General features: G+C 62.1%; 6 protein-coding genes. 1 reads left to right on the top strand and 5 read right to left on the bottom strand.

Going from position 1 to position 11,199, the window contains the following annotated elements; genetic code table 11:
• Window positions 1–42: 42 nt before the first annotated feature.
• The 3 genes from cysI to pyk form a co-directional block, all read right to left on the bottom strand.
• A complete protein-coding gene (gene cysI / locus QZ501_RS13235; protein ID WP_295720131.1) occupies window positions 43–1,746 on the bottom strand; it encodes an assimilatory sulfite reductase (NADPH) hemoprotein subunit in 1,704 nt (567 codons plus the stop codon).
• On the bottom strand, window positions 1,746–3,545 hold the full coding sequence (locus tag QZ501_RS13230) for an assimilatory sulfite reductase (NADPH) flavoprotein subunit (protein WP_295720128.1): 1,800 nt from the start codon (window positions 3,543–3,545) through the stop codon (window positions 1,746–1,748). The genes cysI and QZ501_RS13230 overlap by 1 nt, the downstream gene beginning before the upstream one ends.
• 203 nt (window positions 3,546–3,748) lie before the next feature.
• Entirely contained in the window at window positions 3,749–5,197 is a 1,449-nt protein-coding gene (gene pyk, locus QZ501_RS13225; RefSeq protein WP_295720126.1) for a pyruvate kinase, read from the bottom strand.
• Between the two features lie 229 nt (window positions 5,198–5,426).
• Here pyk and QZ501_RS13220 point away from each other — a divergent pair, with 229 nt between their 5' ends.
• On the top strand, window positions 5,427–6,773 hold the full coding sequence (locus tag QZ501_RS13220; RefSeq protein ID WP_295720124.1) for a Na+/H+ antiporter family protein: 1,347 nt from the start codon (window positions 5,427–5,429) through the stop codon (window positions 6,771–6,773).
• Window positions 6,774–6,819: 46 nt separating this feature from the next.
• On the opposite strand, the gene aceF is transcribed toward QZ501_RS13220, so the two are convergent.
• Together aceF and aceE are read right to left on the bottom strand one after the other, a co-directional pair.
• Complete coding sequence (gene aceF, locus QZ501_RS13215; RefSeq protein WP_295720123.1) at window positions 6,820–8,520, bottom strand: dihydrolipoyllysine-residue acetyltransferase; 1,701 nt, start codon at window positions 8,518–8,520, stop codon at window positions 6,820–6,822.
• Window positions 8,521–8,547: 27 nt separating this feature from the next.
• Window positions 8,548–11,199 (bottom strand): pyruvate dehydrogenase (acetyl-transferring), homodimeric type (gene aceE / locus QZ501_RS13210; protein ID WP_295720121.1); only part of this gene is annotated, 2,652 nt, incomplete at its 5' end.

The raw sequence follows: 11,199 nt of genomic DNA, 5'->3' as shown, positions 1-11,199 counted from the left end.
TTCCCGTCCAGCCCTGCCGCACTCTCCGCCCCGGTCTAAGGTTTACTCCGTAGCCAACGCCTCATGGAACATCGCCGGCGTCCGCTCCGCCTCGACGATTCCAGCACGCACCAGGAAATTCCCAAAGTACTCCCCGGCCTCCCGCTCAGCCGCATACCGCTCCAGCATCGGATCGAGGATCCCCAGAATGGTCGCCTCATCGATGTTTTCACGGTAGAGCCGATTCATGCGCTCACCCTTATGGTCCGCCCCCAGGTACAGGTTGTACTTGCCCAGCGCCTTGCCGGTCAGGCCGATCTCACCCAGGTAGGGCCGCGCGCAGCCGTTCGGGCAACCGGTCACCCGTACGTTGAGCGCCTGATCCGACAGTCCGTGCTTGGCCATAAGCTCATCCAGCTTTTCCACCAGCGTCGGCAGGTAGCGCTCGGACTCCGCCATGGCCAGGGCACAGGTCGGGAAGGCCACGCAGGACATCGCATTGCGGGCCAGCGGCGTGGCTTTAGTGCCATCACGCAGACCGTACTGATCCACCAGGCGCTGGATGGTGTCCTTCTGCTCCGGGGTAACGTTAGCCAGCACCAGGTTCTGGTTACAGGTAATACGGAACTCACCCGTATGCACTTTGGCGATTTCACGCAGGCCAGTACGCAGCGGGTAACCATCCCAGTCTGCGATCCGGCCACTGTCGATGTGCAGGGTCAGGTGGCTGTTGCCGTTCTCACCTTCGACCCAGCCAAAGCGGTCACCGTTGTGATCGAACTCATAGGGCCGCGCCTCTTCCATCGGCTGACCGTGGTACTCGGTGAACTTCTCACGGAGCCAGTCCAGGCCATGGTCATCAATGGTGTACTTGAAGCGCGCGTGGGAACGGTTGGTGCGCATGCCATGGTCGCGCTGGATGGCGGTGATCGCCACGCAGGCATCCGCCGCCTGGTCCGCCGGCACAAAACCGGCGACTGTGCCCAGGCGCGGATAGGTCTCGGGCTCGCCGTAAGTGGTGCCCATGCCGCCGCCCACAGCGATGTTGAAGCCACGCAGCTCGCCGCCTTCAACAATGGCGATCAGGCCAATGTCGTTGGCGAAGACGTCCGCGTCGTTCTCCGGCGGAACCGCCAGCGCAATCTTGAACTTACGCGGCAGGTAGTAGTAGCTGTAGAAGGGCTCTTCCTCTTCGCCCACACGGTGCACGCACTCCTCGCCCAGCCAGATCTCGGCGTAGGCACTGGAGCGCCACATCAGGCGCTCACTGATTTCATCGGAGAGCCGGTGAATCTCCGCATGGAGCTGCGACTCGTGCGGGTTCACGTTGGAAACCACGTTGCGGTTCACATCACCGCAGGCACCCTTGGAATCAATCCCCAGGGCGTTCACCCGCTGCATCAGGGTGCGCATCTTGTTCTTGAACACGCCATGGAACTGGAACGTCTGGCGCGTGGTCAGCCGCAGTGTATGGTTGGCGCACTCATCGGCCACCTCATCCAGGCCCAGCCACTGGGTTGGTGTGAGCACCCCGCCCGGCAGACGCAGACGCACCATGTGCATGTACAGCGGTTCCAGCTTCTGTTTGCGGCGCTCGTCGCGCACGTCGCGGTCGTCCTGCTGGTAACTGCCGTGGAACTTGGTCAGCTTGGTGTCCGCTTCCGCGATGGCACCCGTGGCCTCATCCGCCAGGCTCTCCGCAATGGTGCCACGCAGGTAGCGACTCTCGCGCTTGATGATCTCGGCTTCTGGGAGTTTATCGGCCATCAGTACACATCCCGTTGGTAACGTTTCTCGCGGGCAAGATCCCGCAGGTATTCGGTGGCCTCATCACGGCTCTTGTTGCCTTCATGGGCAATCACGTCGATCAGGGCCTCGTTCACGTCCGGTGCCATGGCATCCGCATCGCCACAGACGTAGAGGTAGGCGCCGTCCTGCAGCCAGCTCCAGAGCTCCGTGGCGTAGTCCCGGATCCGGTTCTGGACATACACCTTCTCCTCCTGGTCCCGGGAAAAGGCCACGGTGAGGTGATCCAGCAGCCCCTGTCGGCGCCATGTCAGCCACTCGCTCTGATAGAGGAAATCCATGTGGAAGTGCTGCTCACCGAAGAACAGCCAGTTCCGCCCCCGGGCGCCACGTTCCTCGCGCTCCTGCATGAACGCCCTGAAGGGCGCCACGCCGGTTCCCGGCCCGATCATGATGACAGGCGCATCATCATCTTCCGGCAGCTTGAAGTTCTTGTTCGGATCAATATACACCGGAACCGTGGCGTCGTCCTCAAGCCGGTCCGACAGCCAGGTGGAGGCAACGCCCTCCCGTTCCCGGTTATGGGATTCGTAACGCACCGCCGCCACGGTCATGTGGACCTCTTCATCCACCGCCGCCTGACTGGAGGCGATGGAATAGAGACGGGGTGGCAGCTTGCGCAGCATGCCTGTAAGAGTGTCCGCCCCAAGCCCTTCCGCCGGCCAGGTTTCAATCAGATCCAGCAGATCACGGCCACGCATCCAGTCCGTCAGTCCCGCCTGGTCGCCCACCAGCTTCTGCAGTTCCGCATCCCCGCTGTAAGCCGCCCACTGTTCCATCAGCGGCTTCGTGAGCACGGTGATCTCACGGTAATGCATCAGGGCCTTGGACAGAGTGGTCTGGGTCTCGCCCAGTGAGACGGTCTCTTCCGGGTCCAGCCCCAGTTTTTCAATGATGGCTGCCACCAGGTTGGGGTTGTTCTGGGGGTAGATGCCCACGGCGTCGCCGGGCCTGTAGGTCAACCCGGAATCCTCCAGGGAGAGCTCAATGTGGCGCGTCTCCTTGTTGGAGCCACGGCCGTTGAGCACCAGGTTCTCAAGCACCGGCGCCGGGAAGGGATTCTTGCGGTCGTACTGGGACTTGCCGGGCGCTCCGCCCGCACTCTGCCCACTGCCAGCGGAGACTGCCGCACCCGCCTTCGCCTCGATGGCATCCAGCATGGCCGTCACCCAGGCCTCTGCCGGGTCATCGTAGTCGACGTCGCAATCCACCCGTTCAACCAGCTGGCTGGCACCCAGCTCCGCAAAGCGCGCATCAAAGTCCTTGCCGGTCTGGCAGAAATGCTCGTAGCTGGTGTCCCCCAGCGCCAGCACGCCGTAATGGACGCCCTTGAGCCCGGGGGCCTTGCGGCTGTGTATGAACTCGTGGAAGTCCAGGGCGCCGTCCGGCGGGTCGCCTTCGCCATGAGTCGACGCCAACACGGCCACGAAGCTCTCGCTCTTGAGCTGGCGGGGTTTGTAATCCGCCATATCCACGACCGAGGCCTTGATGCCCCGGGCACTGGCCTGCTCGCCGAGCATCTCGGCCACACCCTCGGCATTGCCGGTCTGGGAGCCGTAGAGCACGGTCAGTGAGGGCGCTTCCACGCTGGCCGCCGCAGCGGCCCCACCGGCGGAGGGCTGGCCGGTCTGGGCGGCACGCCAGCCGGCCAGATACCCGGAGAGCCAGTCAATCTGGTGACCTTCGAGGTTACCCAGCACGTCATTGAGCTGTCGAGCCTGCTCGTCGGTCAGGGGTGAGTTGCTTGATGATAGAGTCATCAGGAATAAGCACCTGTTTTCCAATAGCACGATGGCCTAAAGGATAACAGGCAGAGGTTATCGCTTTAACCCATTTATCACTCTTTGCTTATGGGTTTTGCCGATATCAGATAATGGCTTACTAGGTGAACGCAAAAAGCCGGCCTGCGCCACACTGGCACAGCCACAGTAACGGTTGCCCCGAGACGCGGCGGTAACCACGCTTACTGGATGTCCGCCCCGACCCGGACAATTTTCATCGTGTTCGTGCCCCCCTGGGCATTCACGTAGTCGCCCTTGGTGATCACCACACGATCCCCCTCTGCCACCACGCCCCAGCGCACCAATTGTTGAACCGCCAAAGCGTTCGTCTTCTCATTGGGAATCTCGAAGGCATCAAAGGGAACCGTCTGAACCCCGCGCAACAGGGCCACGCGATGCTGTGTGGCATGGTGTCGCGAAAAGGCGAAGATGGGCAGGCTGGACTTGATCCGGGACATCAACCTGGGTGTTGCCCCCGACTCCGTCATACAGATAATGGCTGTAACGCCTTCTAGATGATTCGCCGCATACATGGCGGATAATGCCACCGCCTCGTCCACATGCGCCATGGCTTCATGGATACGGTGCTGGGACTGACCCATGGTGGGATGCTTTTCAGCGCCCAGGCAGATCCGCACCATCGATTTCACTGCCTCCAAAGGATAGTCGCCCACCGCTGTCTCAGCAGAAAGCATGACGGCATCGGTGTAGTCCATCACCGCGTTGGCCACGTCGGAAACCTCCGCACGGGTCGGCATGGGACTGGTAATCATGGACTCCATCATCTGGGTGGCGGTGATGACACCGCGGTTCAGCACCCGGGCGCGATGGATGATGTGCTTCTGAACACCGACCAACTCAGCATCACCGATCTCCACCGCAAGATCGCCCCTCGCCACCATGACCACGTCGGATGCCTCAATGACCGCATCCAGGGCGGCCTCATCATGGGCCAGTTCGGCACGCTCAATTTTAGCAACCACCCCCGCTTCAGAGCCGGCCTCTTTCAAAAGCCGGCGCGCCGTATGCAAGTCCTCGCCACTGCGCACGAAGGACACCGCCACGTAGTCGGCCCCCAATCGGGCGGCCGTCACAATATCCTCTCTGTCTTTGGCCGTAAGCGCATTAGCGGACAACCCACCGCCACGCTTGTTCAGTCCCTTGTTGTCGGAAAGAACACCGCCAACCAGAACCCGGGAAGTGATGCTGTTATCGCCCACCGACACCACCTCCATTTCGATGGCGCCATCGTCCAGGACCAGAACGTCCCCCGGCGTCACGTCATCAACCAACTGTTCATAATCGATGCCCACCTGCTCGTTGGTGCCGGCATCCTTCGCCAGGGTGGCGTCCAGCACGAACGACTGGCCGGCTTTCAGGGTTACCTTGTTCTCCCTGAACCCCGAAATCCGCAGCTTCGGGCCCTGGAGATCCGCCAGCAGCGCGACAAAACGCTGCTGGGCAGAAGCGGCTTCCCTGACCCGCTTGGCCCGATTGATATGTTCCTGAGCACTGCCATGGGAGAAGTTGAGCCGCGTCGCATCAACCCCCGCCCGTATAATCGCGGCAATCGATTCGGCCGAGTCCGTGGACGGGCCGAGCGTTGAAACTATTTTGGTTCGCCTGAGCATTGAGTTGGTCCTATGATTACCCGGGGATCACGTGCCCCATTCAGTGTCGTACTTGGCCCTTACTGTAACGTGCCTGCCACTGGCATGGGTATCGCGGGCGCCCAATCGCGGCATAAAGGCTGGATTGATGATCACCCAAGTGACGGCGGCGGGTCTGGCAAGCGAAAATATGGCGCTTTTGCGTCCCCACAGTGTGGACTGCAAGTACGTACCCCCAGGAGCCTGTTTAATGAACGCCGTTGTCCTGGCCATCCTTGTGATGGTTTCCCTGAGTCTTGCCCGTGTTTCCGTTGTCTTCGCCCTCATCGTGGCCACCCTGGTGGGCGGTCTTTGGGCAGGCATGCCTATTAACGAGATCCTGAGCGCATTCAATGACGGACTGGGTGGGGGCGCCAAGGTGGCCCTTTCCTACGCCGTTCTTGGGGCCTTTGCCGTGGCTCTTTCCCGTTCCGGGATCACCCAGCTGCTGTCGCGCAAGGCGATTGAGAGGCTGCATCTTGATGGAGGAATTCCACACCGCCAGCGCATCATCCTGATGGTGCTGGGAGTCCTGCTCGCCGCAGCTATAAGCTCACAGAACCTGATCCCCGTGCATATCGCCTTCATTCCGGTTCTGGTTCCCCCGCTGCTGAAATTCATGAATCACCTGCAGCTCGACCGCCGCGCGGCGGCCTGTGTCATTACCTTCGGTATCACCGCTCCCTATATGCTGTTACCAGTGGGCTTTGGCTCCATCTTCCTTCACGACCTGCTGCTCGCAAACATCAACGAGAGCGGCGCGGACATGGGACTGGCGGTGACCGAGGACATGGTACCGCTGGCCATGGGCATCCCCATCAGCGGCATGGCCATCGGTCTAGTCGTGGCGGTGTTATTCAGTTATCGCAGCCAACGCACCTATGAAGACCGCGACCTTGCCCACGGGGATGAGACGCCAGAGGAAGCTGCCAGCCACCTGAAGCTTTGGCAGAAGGGGGTATTGGCGCTATCACTCATCGGCACAGTCACCGTTCAGCTGCTCAGTGGTTCCATGGTTGTTGGCGGTATCTTCGGCTTTGCGATCCTGTCGGTGAGTGGTGTTTTCCACTGGCGCGAGCAGGATACGGTCTTTACCGAAGGCATGCGGATGATGGCACTGGTGGGGTTCATCATGATTTCCGCTTCCGGCTTCGCCAGTGTCATGGAGGCCAGTGGCGCCATTCAATCACTGGTGACCAGCTCCACGGATATCATAGGTAACAACCCCGGACTGGCCGCCCTGGTCATGCTGGCAGTGGGTCTGTTTATTACCATGGGGATCGGCTCATCTTTCTCAACGATCCCGATCATTTCATCGCTCTATGTGCCGCTGGCACTGAACTTCGGTTTCTCCCCCATGGCCACTGTGGCACTGGTTGGAACGGCAGCCGCGTTGGGGGACGCTGGCTCACCGGCATCCGATTCCACCCTGGGCCCAACGGCGGGCCTGAATGCCGACGGCCAGCACGACCACATCTGGGACAGCGTGGTCCCAACCTTTATTCACTACAATATCCCGCTGATTGTCTTCGGCTGGATTGCAGCCATGACGCTCTAGCGCTCAATGAAGCGCCTGGCCTGCAATGCGGGCCAGGCTAATCCACCTACATGATCAACTCACGCAGATCGCCCAGAACGCTCGACAACAAAGCACTGAAGCGGGCTGCATCCGCCCCGTTGATGGCCCGGTGGTCGTAGGACAGCGACAGCGGCAGCATCAACCGTGGCTGGAACTGGGTGCCATCCCAGACCGGCTCCATAGAGGCTTTTGAGGCGCCAAGAATCGCCACTTCGGGCGAGTTCACGATCGGCGTGAAAGCGGTACCCCCTATTCCCCCCAGGCTGGTGATGGTGAAGCAGGCACCGCTCATGTCGTTGTTGGTGAGCTTCTTGTCCCGAGCCTTGCCGGCCAGCTCCTGGGCTTCTTCCGCGAGCTGCCAGATACTTTTGCGATCCACATCCCGGATCACCGGCACCACCAGCCCATTGGGTGTATCCACTGCGATGCCGATGTGGCAGTAGTGCTTCTGGATGATCTGCTCGTTCGCCATATCCAGTGACACGTTGAACTGCGGATAGGTGATGAGCGCATGGGCACAGGCCTTCATCAGGAAAGGCAGCAGCGTCATTTTCACGCCCCGCTTTTCGCCCTCGGTCTTGTGATCCTTGCGGAAGGCTTCCAGATCGGTGATATCGGCCTTCTCGAACTGGGTGACGTGCGGCACGTTGAGCCAGCTGCGATGCATGCCCTGGGCGGTCAGCCGCTGGATCTTGGTCATGGACTGGCGCTCGACCTCGCCGAACTGGCTGAAGTCGGGCAGTGGCACCTCTGGAATGCCGGCACCACCACCGGCAGGCTTGCTGCCACCGGACTGAAGCTGGTTGCGCACCCAGGACTGGACGTCTTCCTTGAGAATGCGCCCCTTGGGTCCGCTGCCCTTGATCTGTTGCAGGTCCGCCCCGAACTCGCGTGCGATGCGGCGTACGGCGGGACCGGCGTGGACGCGTTTGCCGGAGGGCTCAGCGGTAGAGGGTGGTTCGGGGCTCGGGGCCGGACTGGAGGCTGCTTGCTGGCTGCCAGCGTTATCGCGAGCGGAGCTCGCTCCTACAGTGTCTTCCTGCGCCGCGCTCTCTACTGCGCCTTGCGCCTTGCTGCCTGTGCCTTGTTCCCCGCTTCTCGCTCCTTCGTCCCCGGAGCCCGCCACCTCCATCGTCCCGACGACATCGCCTTCCTTCAGGGAGTCGCCTTCTTTCACGTCGAGGCGGGTGATCTTTCCGGTGGCGGGAGACGGCATTTCGACGGTGGCCTTGTCGGATTCCAGCTCCAGCAGGGGATCCTCGGCATTCACCGAATCACCCACGCTGACGAGCACGCTGACGATCTCCACCGAGTCCGCACCGCCGAGTTCTGGGACCCGGATGGTCTGCTCGCCGCCGGAAGCTCCAGCATCTGCGTTCTGGGGCTCATCGCCATCGCGAGCGGAGCTCGCTCCTACAGATGCGTCATCGTCTCCTGCCGATTCCGCGTCACCGCCGGCCTGCTCGCTGTCGCCTGAGTCGCCGCCCTCGGCGGTATCCATCATACCTACGAGATCCCCTTCCTTGAGGGAATCGCCTTCCTTCACATCCAGGCGGGTGATCTTTCCGGCCGCGGGTGCCGGCAGCTCAACAGTGGCCTTGTCGGATTCCAGCTCCAGCAGTGGATCCTCGGTGTTCACCGAATCGCCCACACTGACCAGAACCCCTACAATCTCAACCGATTCCGCACCGCCCAGCTCGGGAACCCGGATTTCCTGTTCACTCATAGTGCCGTGCCTCCTTCTGCCGCCGGATCAGGTGGACGCTGGATTGGGTTTGTCGCCATCGATGCCGTACTGGTTCATGGCCTCGATAACAGTGGCCTGCTCCACGGTGCCTTCCTCAGCCAGCGCGTTCAGCGCGGCCGTAACCACGTGGTAGCGGTCCACCTCGAAGAAGGATCGCAGGTTCCAGCGGGTATCGGAGCGTCCGAAGCCATCGGTGCCAAGCACATGGTAGGAGGCCGGCACAAAGGCACGGATCTGCTCGGACTGCAGCCGGATATAGTCCGTGGAGGCAATCACCGGCCCCTTCTGATCCCTGAGCTGGTCGTGCACCCAGGAGGTGCGGTTTTTCTTGTCCGGGTGGAGGCGGTTCCAGCGCGCGACGTGCTGGCCGTCACGGGCCAGCTCGCCGAAGCTGGTCACGCTCCACACGTCGGAGCCCACCTTGAACTCCTCCTTCAGCATCTGTGCAGCCGCCCTCACCTCGTTGAGGATGGCGCCACTGCCCAGCAGCTGGACCCGGGGCGCCTTGTCCTTCGCCTTGCCCGCGACGTTCACGGTTTCCAGCTGGTAGAGCCCCCGGATGATGCCTTCCTCCGCCCCTTTCGGCATGGGCGGATGGGCGTAGTTCTCGTTGAGCAGCGTGATGTAGTAGTAGATGCTTTCGTTTTCCTGGTACATCCGGCGCATGCCTTCCTGGATGATCACCGCCACCTCGTAGGCGTAGGTGGGATCGTAGGTCAGGCAGTTGGGCACCACGTTGTGCAGGATCAGCCCGTGGCCGTCCTGGTGCTGGAGGCCCTCGCCGTTGAGGGTGGTACGACCGGAGGTGCCCCCCAGCAGGAAGCCGCGCGCACGCATGTCACCAGCCGCCCAGCACAGGTCGCCTACCCGCTGGTAGCCGAACATGGAGTAGAAGATGTAGAACGGCAGCAGCGGGTAGTCGTGGTTGCTGTAGGCGGTCGCGGCGCCGATCCAGGCGGACATGGCGCCGGCCTCGTTGATGCCTTCCTGAAGGATCTGGCCTTTCTTGTCCTCCCGGTAGTACATGATCTGGTCCCGGTCCTCGGGCGTGTACTTCTGGCCCTCGGAGGTGTAGATCCCGGTCTGGCGGAACAGCCCCTCGATGCCGAAGGTGCGGGCCTCGTCCGGCACAATGGGGACCACGCGCTGGCCGACCTGCTTGTCCTTGAGCAGGATGGTGAGCATGCGCACGAACGCCATGGTCGTGGACATCTCTTTTTCACCGGTGCCTTCGAGCAGCTTGTCGAAGGTCTTGAGCTCGGGGATCTTGAGCGGGCTCGAGTCCCGGCGCCGGCGCGGCAGGTGGCCGCCGAGCTCACGCCGGCGTTTCTGCATGTACTGCATTTCGGGGCTGTCCGCCGCTGGGCGGTAGTAGGGCAGCTGGTCGAGCTCGTCGTCGTTCACCGGCACGCCGAAACGGTCCCGGAACGCTTTGAGCGCGTCCTTGTCCAGCTTTTTCACCTGGTGGGCGATGTTCTGTGCTTCCGCGCCCTTGCCGAAACCGTAGCCCTTGATGGTGTGCGCCAGGATGACCGTGGGCTGGCCCTTGTTGTTCACCGCCTCGTTGTAGGCGGCGTAGACCTTGTAGGGGTCGTGGCCGCCGCGGTTGAGTGCCAGGATGTCATCATCGGTCAGCTCCTTGGCGAACTCCGCCAGTTCCGGGCTCTGCCCGAAGAAATGCTTGCGGGTATAGGCCGGCCCCTGGCTCAGGTAGTTCTGGAGCTCACCGTCACAGGTGCGGTCCAGAGCCTCCTGGAGCACGCCCTCGGTGTCCTTCTCGAACAGGGTGTCCCAGTGGCGGCCCCAGACCACCTTGAGCACGTTCCAGCCGGCACCGCGGAAGATGCCCTCCAGCTCCTGGATGATCTTGCCGTTGCCGCGCACGGGGCCGTCGAGGCGCTGCAGGTTGCAGTTGACCACGAAGATGAGGTTGTCCAGGTTCTCGCGCCCGGCCAGGCCGATGGCGCCCAGGGTCTCAGGCTCGTCGCATTCGCCGTCGCCCACGAAGCACCAGACCTTGCGGTCGCCACTTTCCACCAGCTCCCGGTTGTGGAGGTACTTCATGATGTGGGCCTGGTAGATGGCCTGGATCGGGCCCAGCCCCATGGAAACGGTCGGGAACTGCCAGTAGTCCGGCATCAGCCAGGGGTGGGGATAGGAGGAGATGCCGTTCTCGAGGGTGTCCTGACGATAGTGGTCGAGCTGCTCCTGGCTGAGCCGCCCTTCCAGAAAGGAGCGGGCGTAGATGCCCGGGGCGGCGTGGCCCTGGAAATAGATCAGGTCCGGTTCGCGCTTGTCATCGCCACCGTGGAAGAAATAGTTGAAGCCCACGTCGTAGAGGGTCGCGGCCGAGGAAAAGGTGGAAATGTGGCCGCCCAGATCACCGGGCTTCAGGTTGGCGCGCATCACCATGACCAGCGCGTTCCAGCGGATCAGCGAGCGGATGCGGCGTTCCATGAACATATCGCCGGGCATCCGCGCCTCGTCCATGGGCTGGATGCTGTTGCGGAAGGGCGTGGTGATGGCGTAGGGCATGGGCGTGCCCGCGCGGGTCGCCCTGTCCGAGAGTTTCGAAAGCAGGTACTCCGCCCTCTCAACCCCCTCGTACTCGATAACCGATTCCAGTGCCTCCAGCCATTCCCGGGTTTCGACCGGATC

It is taken from the genome of uncultured Halovibrio sp. (assembly GCF_913056445.1).
Taxonomy (GTDB): Bacteria; Pseudomonadota; Gammaproteobacteria; order Pseudomonadales; family Oleiphilaceae; genus Halospina; species Halospina utahensis_B.
Note: the sequence above shows the minus strand (reverse complement) of the source record. Positions and strands in the feature narration are given on the sequence as shown.

What these genes read in the sequence shown, in the direction of transcription:
- cysI (WP_295720131.1), bottom strand. Translation starts at nt 1,746, where the DNA reads ATGGCCGATAAACTCCCAGAAGCCGAGATCATCAAGCGCGAGAGTCGC.
- QZ501_RS13230 (WP_295720128.1), bottom strand. Translation starts at nt 3,545, where the DNA reads ATGACTCTATCATCAAGCAACTCACCCCTGACCGACGAGCAGGCTCGA.
- pyk (WP_295720126.1), bottom strand. Translation starts at nt 5,197, where the DNA reads ATGCTCAGGCGAACCAAAATAGTTTCAACGCTCGGCCCGTCCACGGAC.
- QZ501_RS13220 (WP_295720124.1), top strand. Translation starts at nt 5,427, where the DNA reads ATGAACGCCGTTGTCCTGGCCATCCTTGTGATGGTTTCCCTGAGTCTT.
- aceF (WP_295720123.1), bottom strand. Translation starts at nt 8,520, where the DNA reads ATGAGTGAACAGGAAATCCGGGTTCCCGAGCTGGGCGGTGCGGAATCG.